The 21240-nt window shown below is 61.3% G+C and carries 20 protein-coding genes and 3 tRNA genes; 11 read left to right on the forward strand and 12 right to left on the reverse strand.

Going from position 1 to position 21240, the window contains the following annotated elements:
- Positions 1-32: 32 nt before the first annotated feature.
- A complete protein-coding gene (locus ACT7DK_RS09420; protein ID WP_445398513.1) occupies positions 33-1355 on the reverse strand; it encodes a tetratricopeptide repeat protein in 1323 nt (440 codons plus the stop codon).
- A 152-nt stretch (positions 1356-1507) separates the two neighbouring features.
- Here ACT7DK_RS09420 and ACT7DK_RS09425 point away from each other — a divergent pair, with 152 nt between their 5' ends.
- The 6 genes from ACT7DK_RS09425 to rnd all read left to right on the forward strand — a co-directional run bounded on the left by ACT7DK_RS09425 (position 1508) and on the right by rnd (position 8422).
- Positions 1508-2482: an AraC family transcriptional regulator gene (locus ACT7DK_RS09425; RefSeq protein ID WP_445398514.1), complete on the forward strand. Its 975-nt coding sequence runs from the start codon at positions 1508-1510 to the stop codon at positions 2480-2482.
- Between the two features lie 94 nt (positions 2483-2576).
- Positions 2577-4496, forward strand: a complete 1920-nt coding sequence (locus ACT7DK_RS09430; protein ID WP_445398515.1) for an ATP-dependent DNA helicase — start codon at positions 2577-2579, stop codon at positions 4494-4496.
- A gap of 8 nt (positions 4497-4504) precedes the next feature.
- A complete protein-coding gene (gene tsaB, locus ACT7DK_RS09435) occupies positions 4505-5185 on the forward strand; it encodes a tRNA (adenosine(37)-N6)-threonylcarbamoyltransferase complex dimerization subunit type 1 TsaB (RefSeq protein ID WP_445398516.1) in 681 nt (226 codons plus the stop codon).
- Between the two features lie 11 nt (positions 5186-5196).
- Positions 5197-5349 carry a hypothetical protein gene (locus ACT7DK_RS09440; protein ID WP_445398518.1) on the forward strand — a complete coding sequence of 51 codons (153 nt, stop codon included), beginning with the start codon at positions 5197-5199 and terminating at the stop codon, positions 5347-5349.
- A gap of 122 nt (positions 5350-5471) precedes the next feature.
- Positions 5472-7181, forward strand: coding sequence for a long-chain-fatty-acid--CoA ligase FadD (fadD, locus tag ACT7DK_RS09445; protein WP_445398519.1), 1710 nt, complete (start codon positions 5472-5474; stop codon positions 7179-7181).
- Between the two features lie 143 nt (positions 7182-7324).
- Positions 7325-8422: a ribonuclease D gene (rnd, locus tag ACT7DK_RS09450; protein WP_445398521.1), complete on the forward strand. Its 1098-nt coding sequence runs from the start codon at positions 7325-7327 to the stop codon at positions 8420-8422.
- Positions 8423-8456: 34 nt separating this feature from the next.
- On the opposite strand, the gene minE is transcribed toward rnd, so the two are convergent.
- From minE to minC, 3 genes are read right to left on the reverse strand one after another with little or no spacing between them, the layout of a single operon-like run.
- Positions 8457-8750 (reverse strand): cell division topological specificity factor MinE, encoded by a 294-nt coding sequence (gene minE, locus ACT7DK_RS09455; protein WP_445398523.1) that lies wholly within the window; start codon positions 8748-8750, stop codon positions 8457-8459.
- Between the two features lie 3 nt (positions 8751-8753).
- Positions 8754-9566, reverse strand: coding sequence for a septum site-determining protein MinD (minD, locus tag ACT7DK_RS09460; RefSeq protein ID WP_445398525.1), 813 nt, complete (start codon positions 9564-9566; stop codon positions 8754-8756).
- 25 nt (positions 9567-9591) lie between these two features.
- The gene (gene minC, locus ACT7DK_RS09465; protein WP_445398527.1) at positions 9592-10263 is read right to left on the reverse strand and encodes a septum site-determining protein MinC; all 672 of its coding nucleotides are present in this window, start codon (positions 10261-10263) and stop codon (positions 9592-9594) included.
- Between the two features lie 105 nt (positions 10264-10368).
- Here minC and ACT7DK_RS09470 point away from each other — a divergent pair, with 105 nt between their 5' ends.
- Genes ACT7DK_RS09470 through ACT7DK_RS09480 form a run of 3 tightly spaced genes read left to right on the forward strand, consistent with a single transcriptional unit; the run spans position 10369 to position 11781 of the window.
- Entirely contained in the window at positions 10369-10650 is a 282-nt protein-coding gene (locus ACT7DK_RS09470; protein WP_445398529.1) for a YcgL domain-containing protein, read from the forward strand.
- 30 nt (positions 10651-10680) lie between these two features.
- Positions 10681-11343: a fumarylacetoacetate hydrolase family protein gene (locus ACT7DK_RS09475; protein WP_445398531.1), complete on the forward strand. Its 663-nt coding sequence runs from the start codon at positions 10681-10683 to the stop codon at positions 11341-11343.
- Positions 11344-11346: 3 nt separating this feature from the next.
- Positions 11347-11781, forward strand: a complete 435-nt coding sequence (locus tag ACT7DK_RS09480; RefSeq protein WP_445402316.1) for a YcgN family cysteine cluster protein — start codon at positions 11347-11349, stop codon at positions 11779-11781.
- A gap of 113 nt (positions 11782-11894) precedes the next feature.
- On the opposite strand, the gene dsbB is transcribed toward ACT7DK_RS09480, so the two are convergent.
- Positions 11895-12407, reverse strand: a complete 513-nt coding sequence (gene dsbB / locus ACT7DK_RS09485) for a disulfide bond formation protein DsbB (RefSeq protein ID WP_445398533.1) — start codon at positions 12405-12407, stop codon at positions 11895-11897.
- Positions 12408-12540: 133 nt separating this feature from the next.
- Between dsbB and fadR the strand changes: the two genes are divergently transcribed.
- The gene (fadR, locus tag ACT7DK_RS09490; RefSeq protein ID WP_445398535.1) at positions 12541-13257 is read left to right on the forward strand and encodes a fatty acid metabolism transcriptional regulator FadR; all 717 of its coding nucleotides are present in this window, start codon (positions 12541-12543) and stop codon (positions 13255-13257) included.
- Positions 13258-13291: 34 nt separating this feature from the next.
- Here fadR and ACT7DK_RS09495 read toward each other — a convergent pair whose 3' ends face one another.
- The 3 genes from ACT7DK_RS09495 to ACT7DK_RS09505 are packed head-to-tail and all read right to left on the reverse strand — an operon-like array spanning position 13292 to position 18036.
- Positions 13292-14815 (reverse strand): SpoVR family protein, encoded by a 1524-nt coding sequence (locus tag ACT7DK_RS09495; RefSeq protein ID WP_445398537.1) that lies wholly within the window; start codon positions 14813-14815, stop codon positions 13292-13294.
- A gap of 7 nt (positions 14816-14822) precedes the next feature.
- On the reverse strand, positions 14823-16091 hold the full coding sequence (locus ACT7DK_RS09500) for a YeaH/YhbH family protein (protein WP_445398539.1): 1269 nt from the start codon (positions 16089-16091) through the stop codon (positions 14823-14825).
- 22 nt (positions 16092-16113) lie between these two features.
- Positions 16114-18036, reverse strand: coding sequence for a PrkA family serine protein kinase (locus ACT7DK_RS09505; protein WP_445398541.1), 1923 nt, complete (start codon positions 18034-18036; stop codon positions 16114-16116).
- 701 nt (positions 18037-18737) lie between these two features.
- Between ACT7DK_RS09505 and ACT7DK_RS09510 the strand changes: the two genes are divergently transcribed.
- Positions 18738-19325: an FMN-dependent NADH-azoreductase gene (locus ACT7DK_RS09510; RefSeq protein ID WP_445398543.1), complete on the forward strand. Its 588-nt coding sequence runs from the start codon at positions 18738-18740 to the stop codon at positions 19323-19325.
- Positions 19326-19380: 55 nt separating this feature from the next.
- On the opposite strand, the gene ACT7DK_RS09515 is transcribed toward ACT7DK_RS09510, so the two are convergent.
- The 4 genes from ACT7DK_RS09515 to ACT7DK_RS09530 form a co-directional block, all read right to left on the reverse strand.
- On the reverse strand, positions 19381-20703 hold the full coding sequence (locus ACT7DK_RS09515; protein WP_445398545.1) for an aspartate aminotransferase family protein: 1323 nt from the start codon (positions 20701-20703) through the stop codon (positions 19381-19383).
- A 181-nt stretch (positions 20704-20884) separates the two neighbouring features.
- Positions 20885-20961 (reverse strand) — tRNA-Val (locus ACT7DK_RS09520).
- Positions 20962-20981: 20 nt separating this feature from the next.
- Positions 20982-21058: transfer RNA gene (locus ACT7DK_RS09525), tRNA-Val, on the reverse strand.
- 24 nt (positions 21059-21082) lie between these two features.
- Positions 21083-21159, reverse strand: a tRNA-Val gene (locus tag ACT7DK_RS09530).
- Between the last annotated feature and the right edge of the window lie 81 nt (positions 21160-21240).

Consider the following 21240-nt stretch of genomic DNA (forward strand, 5'->3'; position numbering starts at 1 on the left):
GCCTCCCGGGGCGGGCATCGCCCCCTCGTGGGTCAGGATAAGGCCGCCGTGCGGCTTCTCGCCAGCAGGCTGCGGTTGATGCCGCTGTGGGGCTTGAGCGCCAGGCGCTCCCGGGCCAGCGCCTCGCCCAGCCGGTCCAGGCCGCCGCGCAGGGCCGCCTCGGCCAGGGTCAGATCGATGATGTCCCGCTGGGCGTGGCTGCCGCCGAAGCGGTTGACGATGTGGCGCGCACCATAGAGCAACTCCACCGCCAGCGGGTAGTCCCCGTGCCGGAAGGCGGCGAAACCCTCGATCAGCGGACGGCCGGTTTCCCGGGCCCAGGTCGTCGCCTCGCTCTCCTCGTTGGTCTGGTACTGGGTCAGCAGCCGGGCGACCTTCTGCTCTTGCCCCGCGCCCAGGTAGGCCATGGCCGCATGCCAGTCGTTGAAGGGATAAAGCCTGCCGTCGGCATGTTGCTCCCAGGCTTCGGCCAGCTCCCGCCAGCGCTCGCCCGGCTCCAGGCCGGCCAGTTGCAGCCGCCACAACAGGGCCGTGGCATCGACCAGATCCAGGGCGACGGCGCTGTGCCCTGCGCGCACCGGTCCGTCATAGAGCGCCAGGGCCTGGTCGGGCTGGCCCAGCTCCAGGTGGCACAGCGCCTTGTGCCACCAGTTGTGCACCTTGAAGAAGTTGTCCTCCCCCGACCAGCAGGATTCCCGGCTCTGCATCCAGCCGATGCCGTCTTCGGGCCGGCCCTGCATCTCCATCACATGGGCCACGGCGTGGTGGGCCCAGCAGTCGAGGGGTTCCAGCGCCAGGGCCTGTCGCCCCTGCTCCTCGGCCCGGCCATAGTCACCGCATTCCTCCAGCCCGAAGGCATGCATGCCGAGCAGGACGGAATAGCCGGGCAAGTCGGGCGTCCAGAAGGGCAGGGCGCGGGCCAGTCGATCCCGCAGATCCCGGGCGTTGGCGCGATAGAAGTCCAGCAGGTGGCCGCACTGCAGCGCCACCATGTCCCTGGGGTGGTCGATGCCGTGCCGGTCGAGGGCGAGTGCCGCCGCCGTCCAGCGCCCTTCGAGCAGCAGCCCGAGGGCGACGAGGTGAGAGGCCTCGCGTTCGTTGAGGCGCATGGCGCCGAGCCGCCGGACCAGGATGGCGGCCTCGCGCGAGGCCGCCGGTTCGGTGGCCCCGGCCAGGATATGCGCCTTCATGATGGCGGCCATGGCGAACTCGGGCGCGAGTTCGAGGGCGCGGTCGAGCAGGCCGATGGGATCCCCCCGGTAGAGATTGAACGCGGTCACGGCCTGGTCGAACAGGGCGACGGCCTCCGCCGAGGCGCCGCTGAGGGTATTGCCTTGCTGGTCGCTGAACATCATGGTTGAACTCCCGGTAAGCGAACCGAATCGAGCCCGGGCCGCCTGCGCGGGCCTTTGGCTCCCCTGTGCTAAGATTAGGCGCGGGGCATTGCCTGAACAATGCGCGGGGCGCCGGGACTTTTGCCCGATCCGCCGCCCCTTCGGAGCCGTCCATGGATCCCATTTCCGACATAGTGCATGGCCTGCACCTGAGTGGCGGCCTCTTTCTCGATGCGCAATTCAGCGCGCCCTGGTGCATCGTCGCCCGGGTCGGGCCGGAGGATTGCCATCCGTTTTCCGCCATTCCCCGCCATCTCATCGCCTATCACTACGTGACCGAGGGCCGACTGCAACTGCAGCTGGCCGGCCAGGCGGCGGTCAGCCTGAGCCGCGGCCATCTGGTGCTGTTGCCTCATAACGATGAGCACCGTCTGGGCAGCGATCTGACGTTGCCGGCGGTGGATGCCGACGGCCTGATCCGGCCTGCCGGAGGAGGCTTGGACCTGCCCTGTATCCGCTACGGGGGGGAGGGGCCCCGGGCCCGGATCCTCTGCGGCTTTCTCGGCTGCGATGGGCCGGGGGACCCCTTGCTGCCGCTGCTGCCGGGGGTGCTGGTGCTCAGGGTGGCGGAGGCGGCCACCGGGGACTGGATCGAGAGTTCCCTGCAGTTCGCCGCCCGGCAACTGGCGAGCGGCCGGCTGGAGTCCCCGGCCATGCTGGCCCGGCTGGCGGAACTGCTGTTTATCGAGGCGGTCAACGGCTGGCTGCGGGCACAGCCGCCGTTCCCTCAGGGATGGTTGGCGGGCTTGCGGGATCCCGTGGTCGGGCGGGCGCTGGGGCTGCTGCATGGCCGACCGGGCCAGCGCTGGACCACGACGCTGCTGGCGCGGGAGGCGGGGTTGTCGCGCTCGGCCTTTGCCGAACGGTTCCGGACGCTGCTGGGCGAGCCGCCGATGACCTACCTGGCCCGCTGGCGGATGCAGGGGGCGGCCCGGCAATTGGCGGAATCCGCCTTGCCCCTGTCCCGCATCGCCTTCGAGGCGGGCTACGACTCGGAAGCCGCCTTCAGCCGGGCCTTCAAACGCGCCTTCGGGCTGCCCCCGGCGGCCTGGCGCCGGCGGCAGCGGGGGGAAGGCCGGGAACCCTGAACCGGTCGCTTCTCGCCCGCGCGGATACCGGATCCTGCCCGTTGCCGCGCTATTTTGCTATCATCGGTTTTTTGCCAGCGGATACAGCTTGCCCGTGGACGATCAGAACAGTTCAACGCTATTTGCCGAGCAGGGTCCCCTGGCCAGGGCCATCGACGGCTTTACCCCCAGGGCGGCCCAGGTGGCCATGGCGGCGGCGGTCGCCCGGGCCCTGGACGACAAGGTCCCGTTGGTGGTTGAGGCGGGTACCGGCACCGGCAAGACCTATGCCTACCTGGCACCGGCGCTGAAAACCGGCAAGAAGGTGGTGCTCAGCACCGGTTCGCGCAACCTGCAGGAGCAGCTGTTCCACCGGGATCTGCCGACCCTGGTCGAGGCCATGGACTATCACCATCCGGTGGCCCTGCTCAAGGGACGGGCCAACTACCTCTGCCTGGAGCGGCTGGCGCTGTTGAACGACGCCGTGCCCGCGCTTTCGCCTGAGGGCCTGGCCGATCTGCAGAAGGTCAGGCGCTTCGCCCCGCTGACCACCAGCGGCGATGTGGGCGACATTCCGGGCCTGCCCGAACGCAGCGAGATACTGCCGCTCATCACCAGCACCAACGACAATTGCCTGGGGCGAGACTGCGGCCATTACCAGGACTGCCACCTGGTCAAGGCCAGGGCCAGGGCGATGGAGGCCCAGGTGGTGGTGGTCAACCACCATCTGTTCTTCGCCGACATGGCGGTGCGGGACACCGGGTTCGGCCAACTGATCCCCGATGCCGAGGCCTATATCCTGGACGAGGCCCACCAGTTGCCGGAAATCGCCGGCCAGTACTTCGGCCAGAGCCAGTCCAGCCGCCAGTTTATCGAGCTGGCGCGAGACCTGCGCCTGGCCCAGAAGGTGGAGGCCAGGGACATGGCGCAACTGGGGAAAGCGGCGGATCAACTGGAGCGCAGCGCCCAGGACCTGCGACTCGCTTTCGGGCTGGAATCCGGCCGCGGCCAGCTGCGGCCCATGTTGGCCCGACCCGGGGTGGTCCAGGCGCTGGCGCGTCTTCGGGAAAGCCTGGAATTCTGCTACGAGGTGCTCAAGCTGGGCCTGGGGCGGGGTGAACAGCTCGATCAGTGCTTCGAGCGGCTGATCGGCCTGCGCACCCAGCTGGAATCGGTGACCCGGGTCGAGGAAAACGGCTATTCCTACTGGTTCGACTGCAGCCGGCTGCATGTCAGCCTGCACAAGACCCCGTTGTCGGTGGCGGATCGCTTTGCCGCCGAGTTGGCCAAGGAAGGAGTGAGCTGGGTCTTTACCTCCGCCACCCTGGCGGTGGGGGACAGTTTTGCCCACTTTTGCGCCGATCTCGGGCTCGAACGCTGCCGCACCTTGCAATTGGACAGCCCTTTTGATTACCCTCGCCAGTCCCGTCTGTGTGTGCCCCGCTACCTGCCCGACACCAACGGACCCGGGCGCGGCCGGGTGCTGGCCAATACCCTGGTCGACACCCTGGCACGGGTACCGGGAGGCAGTTTCTTTCTCTGCACCAGCTACCAGGTGATGAATGAAGTGGCCGAGGTGCTGCGCGCCCGGCTCGACCGGACCGTGCTGGTGCAGGGTGAAGACAACAAGGTGCGGCTGCTGGAGCTGTTCGGCCAGGATGGTCGGGCGGTGCTGGTGGCTACCGGCAGCTTCTGGGAAGGCATAGACGTGCGTGGCAACGCGTTGCAGTGCGTGGTAATCGACAAGCTGCCGTTCAGCGCGCCGGACGACCCCCTGCTCAGCGCCCGGCTGGAGGATTGCCGGCGGCGAGGCGAAGATGGCTTCGCACGGGTCCAGCTGCCCAAGGCCATCATCACCCTGAAGCAAGGGGTGGGGCGCCTTATCCGCGACGTGCAGGACAAGGGGGTGCTGGTGATCACCGACGGTCGCCTGGTCAACCGGACCTACGGCGCCGACTTTATCGCCAGCCTGCCGGCTATGCCGCGTACCCGTTCCCTGGAGCGGGTGGCCGAATTTTTATCAACCTTGGAGTGACCAACAGCATGACCCGACTACTGGCCATCGACACCGCCACCGAAGCCTGCTCCGCCGCCCTCTGGCAACAGGGCGAGGTGCTCTGCCGCTATCAGGTCGCCCCCCGCGGACACACGGATCTGATCCTGCCGATGGTGAACGAACTGCTGGCCGACGCCGGGATCTCGCTCGGCCAGCTGGACGGCCTGGCCTTCGGCCGGGGACCGGGCTCCTTCACCGGCGTGCGCATTACTTTAGGGATCGCCCAGGGCCTCGCCTTCGGCGCCGACTTGCCGTTGCTCGGCGTGTCCAATCTGCAGGCGCTGGCGCAGGGGGCTCACCGGACGAGCGGCTGCGAGCGGGTGCTGGCCGCCATCGATGCCCGCATGGGGGAGATCTATGTCGGGGGCTTTCATCTGCACCAGGGGGTCATGGTTGGCGAGGGTGAAGAACAGGTGCTGGCTCCGGCCGACTACCTGGCAAGCGCGACCTCGTCCTGGGAGCGGGGTGCCGGCAGCGGTTTTGTCACCTATCCTGAACTGGCAGGACGGGTCGGGCAAGGATGCGAGTCGGTGCCTTTCCCCGAAGCGCGGGACATGCTGCCTCAGGCGCTGCGGGCGCTGCAGGCCGGGGAGGGGGTCGGCGCCGCCGAGGCCAGACCCGTCTATCTGAGGGACAAGGTGACCTGGCAGAAATTGCCCGGTCGCTAACAGGAGCCGGGGTGGCAAACTTACCAGAACCGCAGCCGGAGGAGCAGGAAGAATCCCTGCTGATTTTCCCGCAACGACCCTACCATCGGGCGCTGTTGTATCGCCGGCGTCGCAAGCGCAAGCAGCAGCGCCAGCTCCGGCACTGGCATCTTCGTCGCCGCTGACGTTAGTTTCATCACATCCTTGTTAAAATTTCGTTGTGTTTAATGTGACGCGAAGGTAACTTTTTAGAGCTAAAGCTTTAAACGGATGATTTAAAGTTATCCCCCTGTCGCAGGAGACTGATATGGAACAGATCCCGTCCGGCACAGCGCCGGCTCCCTTATCCGACAAACACTGGCTGCGCCGCTACCCGGCGGACGTGCCCGCCGAGATCGATGCGGATCGCTTCGGCTCGCTGATGGAGATGTTCGAGCAGAGCGTGGCCCGGTTCGCCGAACTTCCCGCCTACACCAACTTCGGCAAGACCGTCAGTTACCGTGAGCTGGATGCCCTGTCCCGGGATTTTGCCGCCTATCTGCAGCAGGGGCTGGGGCTTGAACCCGGCGAGCGCATCGCCCTGATGATGCCCAACCTGCTGCAGTATCCGGTCTGTCTGTTCGGCGCCCTGCGCGCCGGTCTGGTGGTGGTCAACGTCAATCCCCTCTATACCGCGCGTGAACTCGGGCATCAGCTGCGGGATTCCGGGGCCCGTGCCATCGTTATCGTGGAAAATTTCGCCCACACCCTGGACCAGGCCATCAAGCAGACGGCGGTGGAGCGGGTGATCCTGACCCGGATGGGGGATCACCTGGGATGGATGAAGGGAACCCTGCTGAACTTCGTGGTCAAGCATGTCAAGAAGATGGTGCCCGACCACCGGCTGCCGGCCTATGTCGGCTACCAGGAGGCCATGGCCAAAGGGCGGGGCATGGCCTATCGCCGCCCCGAGCTGTCCGGTGATACCCTGGCGTTTTTGCAGTACACCGGTGGCACCACCGGGCTGTCCAAGGGGGCCATGCTCAGCCATCGCAACATGCTGGCCAACGTGGAGCAGTGTCTGGGCGTCTATGGCCCGGTGCTGAACGAGGGCAAAGAGCGGGTGGTCACCGCCCTGCCGCTCTATCACGTGTTCGCGCTCACGGTGAACGGCTTGCTGTTCCTGCGACTGGGCGCCCACAACCTGTTGATCACCAACCCGCGGGATATTCCCGGTTTCGTCAAGACGCTGAAGGGCTTCGATTTCACCTGCCTGACCGGCGTCAACACCCTGTTCAATGCCCTGGTGAACAATCCGGACTTCCAGAGCCACGACTTCGGCAGCCTGAAGCTGACCATCGGCGGCGGCATGTCGGTGCAACGGGTGGTGGCGGAGCAGTGGCAAACCATTACCGGCAGCAAGCTGCTGGAGGGCTATGGCCTGACCGAGTGTTCGCCGCTGGTGACCGTCTGCCCCTACGACATGGACGGCTACAACGGCTCCATTGGCCTGCCGGTGTGCTCCACCGAGGTGCGGCTGGTGGATGACGCGGGCGAGGTCATCACCCTGAGCCAGACCCCGGGCGAGATGGAGGTGAGGGGACCTCAGGTGATGAGCGGTTACTGGGGCCAGAGCGGCGCCGACGACGCCAGCTTCCACGACGGCTGGCTGCGCACCGGTGACATCGCCACCATGGACAGGCAGGGCTTCCTGAAAATAGTGGACCGCAAGAAGGACATGATACTGGTGTCGGGTTTCAACGTCTTCCCCAACGAGGTGGAGGACGTGGCCATGCTGCACCAGGCGGTGCTGGAGGCGGCGGCGGTCGGCGTGCCCAATCGGGAAACCGGTGAAATGGTCAAACTGGTGGTGGTGAGAAAGCCGGGAGGCGAGCTGGACGAAAAAGCGCTCATCAGACACTGCCGGCAACATCTCACTGCCTATAAGGTGCCTAAGGTGATAGAATTCCGCGACGAATTGCCCAAAACCAATGTCGGCAAGATATTGCGCCGGGAACTGAGGGAACAAGCAGCCTGAGCCGCGCATGGGGTGTTGGACGTCCGCCCCGCGGCCTGCTTACTGGGGATGGCTTTCTTCCATGTCCTGCCGGGGAGTAAGCCACCCTTTTTGGGGTTCTGTCTCGGGCTACCCGGGCTTTATCTTGCCGTAATCGAGCACCCATGACCTATACAGTGATCACCGATAACCAGACCCTGGCCGACTTCTGCGCCACCGACGCCAGCGTGCTGGCGGTGGATACCGAGTTTGTCCGGACCCGCACCTTTTACGCCAAGCCCGGCCTCTATCAGCTCCACGATGGCCGGCAGACCGCCCTGGTCGACCCGTTGGCGGTGACCGATCTGTCGCCCTTGTGGCGGTTGCTGCACGATCCGGCCCGGCTCTGTCTGCTGCACGCCGGCGGCGAGGATCTGGAGCTGTTCCAGCACCAGAGCGGCGCCCTGCCGGCCCGGGTGCATGATACCCAACTGGCGGCGGCCTTTCTCGGGCTCGGGACCCAGCTCGGCTTCGCCGCCCTGGTCGAGCAGTTGCAGGGCGTCAGCCTGGACAAGGCCCATGCCCGCACCGACTGGCTGGCCCGCCCCCTGTCCGTCGAGCAACTGCGCTATGCCGCCGACGACGTCATCTATCTCTATCCCCTCTACGAACAGCTGTGGGAACGCCTCGAACAACGGGGGTTGAGCGCCTGGTTCGAGCAGGAATGCGAGTGGACGGTGAGGCGGCGCAGCGTCAGCACCCCGCCGGAGCTGGCCTACCTGGATATCAAGAATGCCTGGACCCTGGAGCGGCAAGCCCTGGGCATACTGCAGTGTCTCTGCCAGTGGCGGCTGCTGGAAGCCAAGCGGCGGGATCTGGCGGTCAATTTCGTGGTCAAGGAGGCGCACCTGGTGCGGGTGGCGGAGCGGGCACCCCGAACCCTGTCCGATCTCAACCGCCTCGGACTGGAGCCGATGGAGATCAAGCGCCACGGAGAGACCCTGCTGGCGCTGGTACAGCAGGCCCTGGGGTGCCCCGAAAGCTGGCCCGAGCCGGTCAAGCGGCTGGTGGATTATCCGGGTTACAAGAGTGAGCTCAAACGCATCAAGGCCATCGTCGAGCGGGTGGGTGAGAAGGCCGGGCTGCCGGCGGAGCTGATTGCTTCCAAACGGCTGATCCATCAGTACCTGAGCTGGAAATGGCGGCTGGAAGAAACGGAGGACGTCATCCCGGCACTGCTGCTGGGCTGGCGCGGTGAGCTACTGGGCGAGCAGCTTCAATAGCTGGAAAAGGGGGCGCCTGGACGCCCCTTGTCTTTTACAGACTGGCCTTGTCTTTTTCCTTTTCCTTGTCTTCCGGCTCGGGCAGCATGATGTTCAGCTCCAAAACCGACAGGTTTTCCCCTTTCTGATCGAGTTGTACCGAGATCTGATCGAGATCGATGTTCACATATTTACGGATCACGTCGAGGATGTCCTGTTTCATCTGCGGCAGATAATCCGGGGTATCCCGCTGGCTACGTTCGTGGGCAACAATGATCTGCAGGCGCTCTTTGGCGATCTTGGCGCTGTTCTGGGTCTTTCTTGAACGAAAATAGTCCAGTAGAGACATGGTTTAACTCCCAAAAAGTCGGCTGAAAAATCCCTTCTTTTCCTCCTCGAGGAAGCGGAAGGAGCGTTCTTCGCCCAGCAGGCGGGCCACGGTGTCGGCATAGGCCTGGCCGGCATCGGACTCCTGGTCCAGGATCACCGGCTCACCGGCGTTGGAGGCCTTGAGTACCGCCGGAGACTCGGGAATCACGCCCAGCAGCGGGATGGCCAGGATCTCCTGCACGTCCTGCACGCTCAGCATGTCACCGCGACTGACTCGCTCGGGAGAATAGCGGGTCAGCAGCAGGTGTTCCTTGATCGGCTCCATGCCCTTCTCGGCACGGCGGGACTTGGAGGAGAGAATGCCCAGGATGCGATCGGAGTCTCGTACCGAGGACACTTCCGGGTTGGTGGTGACGATGGCTTCGTCGGCGAAATAGAGCGCCATCAGGGCACCGGTTTCGATGCCGGCGGGGGAGTCACAGATGATGTAGTCGAAATCCATGGCCGCCAGGTCGTTGAGCACCTTCTCGACCCCGTCCCGGGTCAGGGCGTCCTTGTCCCGGGTCTGGGACGCCGGCAGAATGTAGAGTTGCTCCACGCGTTTGTCGCGGATCAGGGCCTGGTTGAGGTTGGCATCGCCATTGATGACGTTGACAAAGTCATACACCACCCGACGTTCGCAGCCCATGATGAGATCCAGGTTGCGCAAGCCGATATCGAAATCGATCACCACGGTTTTATGGCCCAGTCTGGCCAGTCCGGTGCTGATGGCTGCGCTGGAGGTGGTTTTACCCACGCCTCCCTTACCAGATGTGACGACGATAATTCGTGCCATAGTGTTTTCCTAAAAAGTCGTAAAATTAGAGTCTGTCGAACTTAAGCTGTTCGCCCGCCAGGGAAATGCTGACGGGTTGTTCCCAATTGGCACCTTGCAAGCCGTCGCTGAGCTGATAATGGCCGGCGATGGAGATCAGCTCGGCCATCAGTTGCTGGCAATAGATACGGGCCGACTCGTTGCCCTTGGCACCGGCGACTGCCCGGCCACGCAAGGGGCCATAGATGTGAATACTGTCATCGGCAATCACTTCGGCCCCGTTGCTGACCGCCCCCAGGATCACCAGGGAACCGTTGGGCGCATAGACCTGCTGACCGGAGCGTACCGGACCACGGTGCACCTTGGTGCCCGGCTGGTTGAGCAGGGCGGCGGGGGCGTCTGGTACCGGTAGCTTGCCGGAGGTCATCACCGCGAGGCCAGCGGCCCGCACCGCGGCCCGGGTGTCGTCGTCCTTGACGCCGCTGACCCCGACCGGTACCAGGTCCAGTTCCTTGATGGCGCCGGCCAGGGCGTTGAAGTCGGGGGTATGCGAGAGTTTTTCTATATTGATGACCAAAGGGGCGGCACGGAAGAACTCCGGCGCCTGGGCTATTTTTTCAGCTAACTGCTGTTTTAGCCGCTGAATGTCGCTATCGGTAATATGGACTACCGACAGGGTAAAGCTACTGCCTTTTAATTCGATGCCACGCTCCGCCATTTGCGGCTTTCCCCCGAGGATGCAATCCTTTTTGTTATTGGTCGTGCTGATGTTATAGTTTGCCACCTTCACTGGCAATAAACCCGACGGATTATAGCAATTTCCATGTTGTGTGTAGTGTATAAAAGCCCGAAAAAGGCAGAGACCTATCTATTCGTCGAGCGGCGCGACGACTTTTCGCGCGTGCCGGCCGCCTTGCTGGAGACCTTCGGCACCCCGCAGTTGGCGATGATCGTCAACCTGGCCACCAAGACCCGGCTGGGACAGGCGGATATCGACAAGGTCAGGCTGGCGCTACGCACCCAGGGGTATTATCTGCAGTTGCCGCCGCCGCCGGAGGATCTGTTGAAGGCCCACCTGACGGCTCAAGGCAAGTCCCCGGCCTGAATCGCTGCGCGTACTGAACAGGAGCCACTTATGTACCAACATCTCGATTTACAGGGGCACCCCCTGCCTTATGCCGTCGGCAAGGTGGTCTGTGTGGGCCGCAGTTACAAGGAGCACGCGGCGGAGTTGAACAACCCGGTGCCGGAGCAACCGCTGTTGTTTATCAAACCGTCCACCAGCCTGGTTGGCCTGGATACGCCGCTGCTGCTGCCGAGGGGACTGGGGGCGGTACATCATGAGCTGGAGGTGGCCTTGCTGATCGGCCGTCGGCTCTGCCACACCGAGCCGGGCCATGCCCTGGAAGCGGTAGCCGGCGTCGGACTGGCCCTGGATCTGACCTTGCGTGACGTGCAGGAGCAACTCAAGGCCAAGGGCCACCCCTGGGAGCGGGCCAAGGCCTTCGACGGCAGTTGTCCCATCAGCCCCTTCGCCCTGCCCGAAGTACTGGATGATTTGCAGCACCTCAAGTTTTCGCTGGCCATCAACGGCCAGGAACGCCAGTCCGGCAATACCGCCATGATGCTCTGGTCCATCGGCGAACTGCTGGCGGAGATGAGCCGCTGCTTCACCCTCAATCCCGGGGATGTGGTGCTGACCGGCACGCCCAAGGGCGTGGCCGAGCTCAAGCCCAATGACCGAATCGAGATGCAGCTCGACGGCCAGTATCGTTTCGAAGCAAAGGTGGCAGGCTAGATGATGCAGCCCGATTTCTGGCATAGCAAGCGGCTCGACGAAATGAGCGAGCAGGAATGGGAAGCCCTGTGTGACGGCTGCGGCAAGTGCTGTCTCAACAAACTCATAGACGAAGACACCGATGAGCTGGTGCACACCAACGTGGCCTGCGAGCTGCTCAATACTCACAGCTGCGCCTGCAGCGACTACGCCAACCGCTTCGCCCGGGTGCCCGACTGTCTGAAGATCACGAGGGACAAGCTGGCCGACTATTACTGGCTGCCCTCCACCTGCGCCTACCGCCTGCTGGCGGAGGGCAAGTCGCTGCCGGCCTGGCATCCGTTGCGCACCGGCTCCAAGAGCGCCATGCACAAGGCCGGCCAGTCGGTGCGGGGCAAGGTGGTGCACGAATCCCAGGCCGGCGATTGGGAAGATCATATCATTACCTGGGCCAGTTGACCGGCTATCGTGATGTGTGAGGCGCTGTCTCTGATAGTAGCTCAGGGATTGACAGAGGACGTTTGTAGCTAACATAGTCGCCGCCTCACGCCTCACGCCTCACGCCTCACGCCTCACGCCTCACGCCTCAACGCACCGGCCAGCCGTACGACAATAAAGAGGGCCGCCAGGCCCGCCAGCAGCGCGAAAATGCCCATCAGCCACTGGGGCATGCTCCAGCCCAGCCAGGACCAGTCCACGTCGGCGCAATCGCCGGTGGGATGGAACAGTGCCGGCAGCCAGCGGTCCAGCGAGGCCCAGGCGGGGAATTCGGCGAAGCTGGAGCATTGGTTGAAGGGGGAGGGGTTGAGCTGGTAACCCACGTGCTCTTCCGCCAGCAGGTACCCCTTGGCGGACGCCGCCAGCCAGCCCGGCAGGGCGAGGTTGCTCAACAGGCCGTGGCGGGGGGCCAACCAGCCCAGCAGTCCGGCGAGGATGACACCGACCAACGCGGCACGCTGATAGACACACATGACACAGGGATGGTAGCCCTGTACATACTGGAAAAACAGGGCGGTCAGCAGCAGCAGGCTGGCGCCGGTGGTGAGCAGGGCCCAGGCAAAACGGGAGCGGGAAAAGGCGTACAAGTGAGGGTCCTCATGGTGTCGGGCTGTGCGGGCAGCAGAAGGGCCCGGGTGGTTGCGCTTGTGAGAAACTGGTCTGCCCTGTTATCATCATTGTCAGTCTCGCCTGCCTTAACAAATTTAACAGAGTGGTTGCATGGTCATAAAGGCACAAAGCCCAGCCAGTTTTGCAGAAGAATATATCATAGAGTCTATCTGGAACAGTCGGTTTCCGCCGGGATCCATACTGCCTGCCGAGCGAGAGCTGTCCGAACTGATCGGGGTTACCCGTACCACCCTGCGCGAGGTACTGCAACGGCTGGCCCGGGACGGTTGGCTGACCATACAACACGGCAAGCCGACCCGGGTCAACAATTTCTGGGAAACCTCGGGGTTGAACATCCTGGAGACCCTGGCCCGGCTGGACGAGGACAAGGTTCCCGAGCTGATCGAGCAGCTTCTTTCCGCCCGCACCCATATCAGCAGCATCTTTATCCGGGGGGCGGTCAAGAACGACCCCGACAGGGTCATCGCCCTCGTCGGGGCGCTGGAGCAACTGGCGGACGAGGGCGAGGCTTTCGCCCGTTTCGATTACGAGTTGCACCACCAGCTGGCTTTCGCTTCCGGTAATCCCATCTATGCGTTGATCCTGAATGGCTTCAAAGGACTCTATTGTCGGGTAGGGCGTTACTACTTCTCCCGCCCGGCGGCCCGGGCCCTGGCCGCCGACTACTATCGGACCCTGGCGGGTCTTGCGGCCGAGGGCAAGGTTGACGACGTGGCCGAGGTGGTCAGGGAGTATGGCAAGGCCTCGGGCCGGCTGTGGCACGAGATGCGCGAACATATGCCGGACAGCCTGGTACAGCACCGATAACGCACAACGCCTCCGTTCGGAGGCGTTGTTGTTTCTAGATGGCGGACGGGTTTTTCTCCGGGCAGCGACCGACGATGGTGGCACTGCCGTCCGGCTCTTCCTGCTCCAGTACGATATCGAAGCCCCATAGCCGGTGTACATGCTTGAGCACCTCGTGGCGTGAATCCGCCAGCGGAATACGGTTGTGAGGGACATGGCGCAGGGTAAGGGAGCGATCACCCTTTACTTCGACGTTGTAGACCTGAAGGTTGGGTTCCAGGTTGGACAGGTTGTACTGGTTTGACAGGGTCTGCCGCAGCTGACGGTATCCCAGCTCGTCGTGGATGGCGGAGATCTCCAGGTAGTTGCGGGTATCGTCGTCCGCCACCGCGAAGAAGTGGAAATCACGCATCACCTTGGGAGAGAGAAACTGGCTGATAAAGCTCTCATCCTTGAAGTTTTCCATGGCGAAATGCAGGGTCTTGACCCAGTCGCTGCCGGCGATGTCCGGGAACCAAACCCTGTCCTCTTCGGTCGGCCGCTCGCAGATGCGGCGCAGATCCTGGAACATGGCAAACCCCAAGGCATAGGGGTTGACGCCGGAATAGTAACGGCTGTTGTAGGGTGGCTGGAATATCACGTTGGTGTGACTGTGCAGCACCTCCATCATGAAGCGGTCGGTCACCAGCCCTTCGTCGTACATGTGCTGGGTAATGGTGTAGTGCCAGAAGGTGGCCCAGCCCTCGTTCATCACCTGGGTTTGTTTTTGGGGATAGAAATACTGACTGATCTTGCGCACTATGCGTACGATCTCCCGCTGCCAGGGTTCGAGCAGGGGGGCGTGTTTCTCGATAAAGTACAGAATGTTCTCTTCCGGCTCGGCCGGATAGCGTCTTTTCTTTTCCTGCTTGGCGTCGTCCATCCGCGGCAGGGTCCGCCACAGCTCATTGACCTGGGTCTGCAGATAGGCTTCCCTGGCTTTCTGTCGGCGCCGCTCCTCCGCCAATGACAACTTCTGGGGCCGTTTGTACCTGTCGACCCCGTAATTCATCAGGGCATGGCAGCTGTCGAGTACGGCTTCTACCTCGGCCACCCCGTATTTTTCTTCACACTCGTTGATGTAGTTCTTGGCGAACAACAAATAGTCGATGATGGACTCGGCATCGGTCCAGGTCTTGAACAGGTAGTTGTTCTTGAAGAAGGAGTTATGACCGTAGCAGGCGTGGGCCATCACCAGGGCCTGCATCGGCATGGTGTTTTCTTCCATCAGGTAGGCGATGCAGGGGTTGGAGTTGATCACGATCTCGTAGGCCAGTCCCATCTGGCCGCGCTTGTAATTTTGCTCGGTCTGGATGAATTTCTTGCCATAGGACCAGTGGTGATAGCCGATGGGCATGCCGATACTCGAATAGGCATCCATCATCTGCTCGCCGGTGATGATCTCTATCTGGTTGGGATAGGTATCCAGGCCGTAGCCGGCGGCGATACGGGCGATCTCCCGATGATAGGTCTCGAGCAGATCGAAGGTCCAGTCTGGGCCGTCGCTGAGCGGCCGGGTTTTTGCTATTGCTTCTGCCATGGTCACCTCACGCCGCTTGTTTCTTGAACAGTTCCCGGAACACGGGATAGATGTCTTCCACCGAGCGAATATGCTCCATGGCGAAATTGGGGTAACTGCGCGCTATGGTTTCGTATTCGTGCCACAGGGTCTGATGGGCCCTGTTGGTGATCTCTATATAGGCGTAATAGCGTACAAGCGGCATGATGTCGTTGTTCAGCAGTTGCCGGCACAGGGGGGAGTCATCGGCCCAGTTGTCGCCGTCGGAGGCTTGCGCCGCATAGATGTTCCACTGGTCCGCCGGATAGCGTTCCTGCATCACTTCTTTCATCATCTGCAGGGCACTGGAGACGATGGTACCGCCGGTTTCCTGAGAGTAGAAAAACTCCTGTTCGTCCACCTCCTTGGCCTGGGTATGGTGGCGGATGAACACCACATCGACATTCTTGTAGGTACGGGTCAGGAAGAGGTAGAGCAGCAGGTAAAAGCGCTTGGCCATGTCCTTGGTAGCCTGATCCATGGAGCCGGATACGTCCATCAGGCAGAACATCACCGCCTGGGTAGAGGGGATGGGGCGCTTGATGAAGTTGTTGAAGCGCAGATCGAAGGTATCGATAAAGGGCACCGCCGCGATACGCCGCTTGAGCTCGAGTATTTCCTCTTCTATATCCTGAATACGGGCATAGTTTTCCGCCGGACGCTTGCTGAGGTCGGCCAGTTCCAGCTCCAGTTCGGCCACCGTGCTCTTCTTGCCGGCCTGCAGGGCGGTGCGCCGGGCCAGGGACTGGCGCAGGGAGCGGATGATGTTGATGTTGGCCGGTACCCCATCCGAGGTATATCCGGCGCGGAAGGTCTTCATTTCGCTGATCTTGTTGAGCTTGTTTTTCTCCAGGTTGGGCAGTTCCAGGCCGTCGAACAGCAAATCCAGGTATTCGTCCTTGGAGATCTCGAACACGAAGTCGTCTTCGCCCTCGCCCTGGTTGCTGGCCTCGCCCTGACCGCCGCCCTTACCGCCGCCACCGAGCGGGCGTTCGACCCGGTCGCCGGTGATGAACTGATCATTACCGGGGTGAACCTGCTCCCGTTTGCCTCCTTTGCCCTGATGAAAGAAGGGTTCCGAGATATCGCGGGTGGGAATGGAGACACTCTCGCCCTTATCGATATCCTGAATACTGCGTTTCAGTACCGCATCCGACACCGCCTTTTTCAGTTGTTGTTTGTAGCGGCGGATAAAGCGCTGCCGGTTGACAGCGCTCTTGTTGCGGCCATTTAGTCGTCTGTCGATAAAATGCGCCATAATTTCCCCCAACATGACTCCATCAGGTTGATTTACGTACCCGCAGGTACCACTCGGACAACAGCCGGACCTGCTTGCGGGTATAACCTTTTTCCATCATCCGAGCGACAAAGTCGTCGTGTTTCTTCTGCTCGTCGGCACTGGTCTTGGCGTTGAAGGAAATGACCGGCAGCAGCTCCTCGGTGTTGGAGAACATCTTCTTCTCGATAACGGTTCTGAGCTTCTCGTAGCTGGTCCAATTGGGATTCTTGCCGGCGTTGTTGGCCCGGGCCCGCAGCACGAAGTTGACGATTTCGTTGCGGAAGTCCTTCGGATTGCTGATCCCTGCCGGTTTTTCAATTTTCTCCAGCTCGGCATTGAGTGCGGCACGGTCGAACAGCTGCCCGGTTTCCGGATCCCGGTATTCCTGATCCTGGATCCAGAAATCCGCATAGGTGACATAACGGTCGAAGATGTTCTGGCCATACTCGGAGTAGGACTCCAGATAGGCGGTCTGTATCTCCTTGCCGATAAACTCCACGTATTTGGGGATCAGGTAACCCTTGATGAATTCCAGGTAGCGGTCGTGCACATCCTGCGGAAACTGCTCCCGCTCGATCTGTTGCTCGAGCACATAGAAGAGGTGAACCGGGTTGGCCGCCACTTCGGCGTGATCAAAGTTGAACACCCGGGAAAGGATCTTGAAGGCGAAACGGGTAGAGAGCCCGGTCATGCCTTCATCCACCCCTGCGTAGTCCCGGTATTCCTGGTAGGACTTGGCCTTGGGATCCGTATCTTTCAGGCTTTCACCATCGTAAACCCGCATCTTGGAATAGAGGCTGGAGTTTTCCGGCTCTTTCAGGCGCGAAAGCACGGTAAATTGGCCCAGGGTTTCGAGGGTGCCCGGGGCACACTTGGCCTGGGACAGCTCGCTGTTGGCCAACAGCTTCTTGTAGATCTCCACCTCTTCAGTTACCCGCAGGCAGTAGGGCACCTTGACGATATAGACCCGATCGAGGAAAGCTTCGTTGTTCTTGTTATGCTTGAAGTGTTGCCATTCCGACTCGTTGGAGTGAGCCAGGATGATACCTTCGAAGGGGAGGGCGGAAAGTCCCTCAGTGCTGTTGTAGTTCCCCTCCTGGGTAGCGGTGAGCAGGGGGTGCAGCACCTTGATCGGTGCCTTGAACATTTCGACGAATTCCATCATCCCCTGGTTGGCCTTGCACAGGGCGCCGGAGTAAGAGTAGGCATCGGCATCGTTCTGGGCGTAATGTTCAAGCTTGCGGATATCGACCTTGCCCACCAGAGAGGAGATGTCCTGGTTGTTGTCGTCACCGGGTTCGGTCTTGGCGATGGCGATCTGGTCGAGCACCGACGGATAGACTTTTTCGACCCGAAAACGGGTGATGTCGCCACCGTACTCGTGCATCCGCTTGACCGCCCAGGGGGACATGATTGGCCGCAGGTAGCGGCGCGGAATCCCATATTCCTGTTCCAGGATGGGGCCGTCTTCTTCCGTGTCGAACAGGCAGAAGGGGTGGTCATTGACCGGAGAGTCCTTGAGCCGGTAGATGGGTACCTTCTGCATCAGTGACTTGAGACATTCGGCCAGGGACGACTTACCGCCACCCACGGGACCGAGCAGATACAGGATTTGTTTCTTTTCTTCCAGCCCTTGAGCCGCGTGCTTAAGATAGGACACGATCTGCTCTATGCTGTCTTCCATGCCATAGAAATCGGCAAAGGCCGGATAGCGGGCGATCACCCGGTTGGAGAAAAGCCGGCTGAATCTCGGCACCTGGGCGGTGTCGATCATTTCCGGTTCGCCGATCGCCATCAGCAGTCGCTCGGCGGCGGAAGCGTAGCAGGCCTTGTCTTCCCGGCACATGTCCAGGAATTCCTGTAGGCTGTACTCTTCTTCCTTCGCTTTTTCATAGCGCGTTTGGTAGTGCTCGAAGATACCCATAGTACTGTCCCCCATAAATCCCGGCCCTGTCATCTTGCGTTATTGCATTAAGAAGAAAGAGCCTTGCGCACACATCTTTCAGTCCTTTACTGAAAGGTTAGACAGGATTTCATTATTGCGCTTGTGTAACGCTCAGAATTACCGACGATTTTGCGAAACAGCTCCCATTTGCGAATTATTCGTATGAGTCCCAATTTGGCCGAGGTGAGGATGTGCAGGGACCGGGCAGGCAAAGGTGACACGGAGCCGCGATAAATGTGTCATTTGTTTCCTGTTACGTTAACGTAATCATGTTGCTCGTTTGCTGTTCAGTTGAACGGTTTGTGATTTTTTTACGTTGACTTCACAATTGTGCCCGGTTAGATTGAAAGGGCATCAAGGTCTAGCCAATTGCTCCAGCCTAAATTCAGCAACTTGTTAGGTATGATGCGTAGCTCTGTTTAAGCACGTTTCCGTTTGTTTGACCCTCGCTTGCGAGGGTTTTCTTTTTGTTATAAAACCAACATGTCTGAAGTTACGTTTACGTAAATGTAGTTTTTATGGTTTTTTCTTTTTCAAAATTATTGAATGTATTGTGCGTTAATTTCCGATTTCTCCCACCACTACCTTGTCCTAAAGTGGCTCCATCCGCTGAGCATGGCAGCGTGTTATGACAGCAAGATGTTAGTTCAGCATGAATCTACAGAAAAAGGAGTGGTCATATGAGCAAGACACTGGTACTGAAGTCCAGCATTCTGGGTGAATATTCGCAGTCAGCAAAACTGATAGACTACATGATCGAGCGGGCCGGTGCCGAGGGCGTGCAGATCCGTGATCTGGCCGCCGAGCCGTTGCCGATGCTGGATGGTGCCGGCGCCATGGCCCTGCGGGGCGGGGATCAGCTCAGCGAGCAACAGCAGGCTCTGCTGGCGCTGTCAGACGGGCTGGTGGAAGAGCTCAAGGCCGCCGATACCCTGATCATCGGCGCTCCCATGTACAACTTTCATATTCCGGTACAGCTCAAGGCCTGGATCGATCTGGTCTGTCGTGCCGGCATCACCTTCCGTTACACGGAGCAGGGGCCGGAAGGACTGGTGAAAGGCAAGAAGGCGGTGGTGGTGACCACCCGTGGCGGCATGCACAAGGACAGTCCCTCCGACCTGATCACCCCTTACCTGCGCACCGTGCTGGGTTTTATCGGCATCACCGAAGTGGAATTCGTCTATGCGGAAGCCTTGAACATGGGCGAGGACGCACAGAAGGCGGGCCTGGATCAGGCCAGGCAAAGCCTGGAAGCCCTGGTCGCTTAACCCTTGTCTTATGCCAACATACAAAAAACGGGCTGCCTGGGCAGCCCGTTTTTTTTCAGCCATAGAGCCGACGGATGCCCTGCTCAAGTATGCCGACGGTCTGGTCCACATGGTGTTTTTCGATGATCAGCGGCGGCGACATGGCGACGGCATCCCCCAGGGCGCGCAACATCACCCCCTGCTCCCAGGCCGCGGACTGGATCATGGCTCCGCTGGCGCCGGCTTGACCCGGCAGCGGCTCGAACTCGACGGCGGCGATCAGGGCATAGTTGCGAATGTCGATGACCCCCGGCAGCCCTTTCAGGCTGTGCAGACCCTGCTCGAAGTAACTGGCGATGTCGCCGCCCTGGGCTCCCCGGCGCAGCAGGCCGCCCTGCTCGTAGATATCCAGGGTGGCCATGGCGGCGGCGCAGGCCAGCGGGTGGGCCGAATAGGTATAGCCGTGGAAGAACTCCACTCCCGGGCCGCCGCCATCCACCACTGCCTGGTAGATATGATCGCCGGCGAACACCGCGCCCATGGGGGCGGCACCATTGGTCAGACCCTTGGCCGTGGTCAAGATATCGGGCAACACGTCGAAGGTCTGGCTGGCAAAGGCTTCGCCGGTCCGGCCGAAGCCGCAGATCACCTCGTCGAAGATCAGCAGTATGTCGTGCCGGTCGCAGATTTCACGCAGGCGCTTGAGGTACCCCACCGGCGGCGGCAGCACGCCGCCGGCGCCGGTGATGGGCTCGACGATGACGGCGGCGATACGGCTGGCGTCGTGCAGCCGGATCAGTCGCTCCAGCTCATTGGCCATGTCTACTCCACCGTGCATCGGCAGGCCGCGGGAGAAGGCGTTCAGGGCGAGATCCTGGGTGTGGGAGAGGTGATCCACCGGCAGCCACTGGCCAAAGGCCTTGTAGTTGTTGGTGATGCCCCCCACCGAGATGCCGCCGAAGTTGACGCCGTGGTAGCCCCGCTCCCTGCCGATAAACAGCTGCCTGCCGCCCTGGCCCCGGGCATGGTGATAGGCCAGCGCCATCTTGAGGGCGGTATCCACCGACTCTGAGCCGGAGTTGGTATAGAACACCTTGTTCAGGTTGCCCGGGGCCAGGGCGGCCAGACGCTCGGACAGTTCGAAGGAGAGGGGATGGCCGAAGCCGAAACAGGGGGCGTAATCCAGGGTCCTGGCCTGCCGGGCGATGGCCTCGGCGATATGGGGGTGGCCGTGGCCGGCGTTGCAGCACCAGAGGCCGGCGGTCATGTCCAGTACCTGGCGTTGATCGTCCGTGGTCCAGTACATGCCTTTGGCGCCGGTGAGCATGCGTGGTTGTGCCTTGAAGCCCTTGTTCGGGGTGAAGGGCATCCAGTGGGCGGCCAAACTCTGATGATTCATGGGTCTCTCCGTTATTCGAGTGATTTGCGGTCGGCAAGGTACCGTAGCGGGAGACAGTGTGATCAAAGTGTTAAGGTTTAAAAATCACGTCGTTTCAATGTTCAGTTTGAGCGGGCTAGACATAACCGGAGAAGCCAGGAAGACAGACACAAAAAAACCTGCGCGAGGCAGGTTCAGTAACTGGTGCGTTCTAGTGGACTCGAACCACCGACCCCCACCATGTCAAGGTGGTGCTCTAACCAACTGAGCTAAGAACGCAAAATCTTTGTGCCGTAATCTGGTGCGTCCTAGTGGACTCGAACCACCGACCCCTACCATGTCAAGGTAGTGCTCTAACCAACTGAGCTAAGGACGCATATCATTGCCGTTGTAGTAAACCTGGTGCGTTCTAGTGGACTCGAACCACCGACCCCCACCATGTCAAGGTGGTGCTCTAACCAACTGAGCTAAGAACGCAGGCCGTCTTCAGGCGCTGCGTATACTAGCCAAGGGCGGGGGCAGGGGCAAGCATTTTTTCTTATCGAACAAACGGATGAA

Source organism: Zobellella sp. An-6 (assembly GCF_052487945.1).

Bases quoted from the DNA above. Each gene is read 5' to 3' on its own strand.
- ACT7DK_RS09420 (WP_445398513.1), bottom strand. From the start codon at position 1,355: ATGATGTTCAGCGACCAGCAAGGCAATACCCTCAGCGGCGCCTCGGCG.
- ACT7DK_RS09425 (WP_445398514.1), top strand. From the start codon at position 1,508: ATGGATCCCATTTCCGACATAGTGCATGGCCTGCACCTGAGTGGCGGC.
- tsaB (WP_445398516.1), top strand. From the start codon at position 4,505: ATGACCCGACTACTGGCCATCGACACCGCCACCGAAGCCTGCTCCGCC.
- fadD (WP_445398519.1), top strand. From the start codon at position 5,472: ATGGAACAGATCCCGTCCGGCACAGCGCCGGCTCCCTTATCCGACAAA.
- rnd (WP_445398521.1), top strand. From the start codon at position 7,325: ATGACCTATACAGTGATCACCGATAACCAGACCCTGGCCGACTTCTGC.
- minE (WP_445398523.1), bottom strand. From the start codon at position 8,750: ATGTCTCTACTGGACTATTTTCGTTCAAGAAAGACCCAGAACAGCGCC.
- minD (WP_445398525.1), bottom strand. From the start codon at position 9,566: ATGGCACGAATTATCGTCGTCACATCTGGTAAGGGAGGCGTGGGTAAA.
- minC (WP_445398527.1), bottom strand. From the start codon at position 10,263: ATGGCGGAGCGTGGCATCGAATTAAAAGGCAGTAGCTTTACCCTGTCG.
- ACT7DK_RS09470 (WP_445398529.1), top strand. From the start codon at position 10,369: ATGTTGTGTGTAGTGTATAAAAGCCCGAAAAAGGCAGAGACCTATCTA.
- ACT7DK_RS09475 (WP_445398531.1), top strand. From the start codon at position 10,681: ATGTACCAACATCTCGATTTACAGGGGCACCCCCTGCCTTATGCCGTC.
- ACT7DK_RS09480 (WP_445402316.1), top strand. From the start codon at position 11,347: ATGCAGCCCGATTTCTGGCATAGCAAGCGGCTCGACGAAATGAGCGAG.
- fadR (WP_445398535.1), top strand. From the start codon at position 12,541: ATGGTCATAAAGGCACAAAGCCCAGCCAGTTTTGCAGAAGAATATATC.
- ACT7DK_RS09495 (WP_445398537.1), bottom strand. From the start codon at position 14,815: ATGGCAGAAGCAATAGCAAAAACCCGGCCGCTCAGCGACGGCCCAGAC.
- ACT7DK_RS09500 (WP_445398539.1), bottom strand. From the start codon at position 16,091: ATGGCGCATTTTATCGACAGACGACTAAATGGCCGCAACAAGAGCGCT.
- ACT7DK_RS09505 (WP_445398541.1), bottom strand. From the start codon at position 18,036: ATGGGTATCTTCGAGCACTACCAAACGCGCTATGAAAAAGCGAAGGAA.
- ACT7DK_RS09510 (WP_445398543.1), top strand. From the start codon at position 18,738: ATGAGCAAGACACTGGTACTGAAGTCCAGCATTCTGGGTGAATATTCG.
- ACT7DK_RS09515 (WP_445398545.1), bottom strand. From the start codon at position 20,703: ATGAATCATCAGAGTTTGGCCGCCCACTGGATGCCCTTCACCCCGAAC.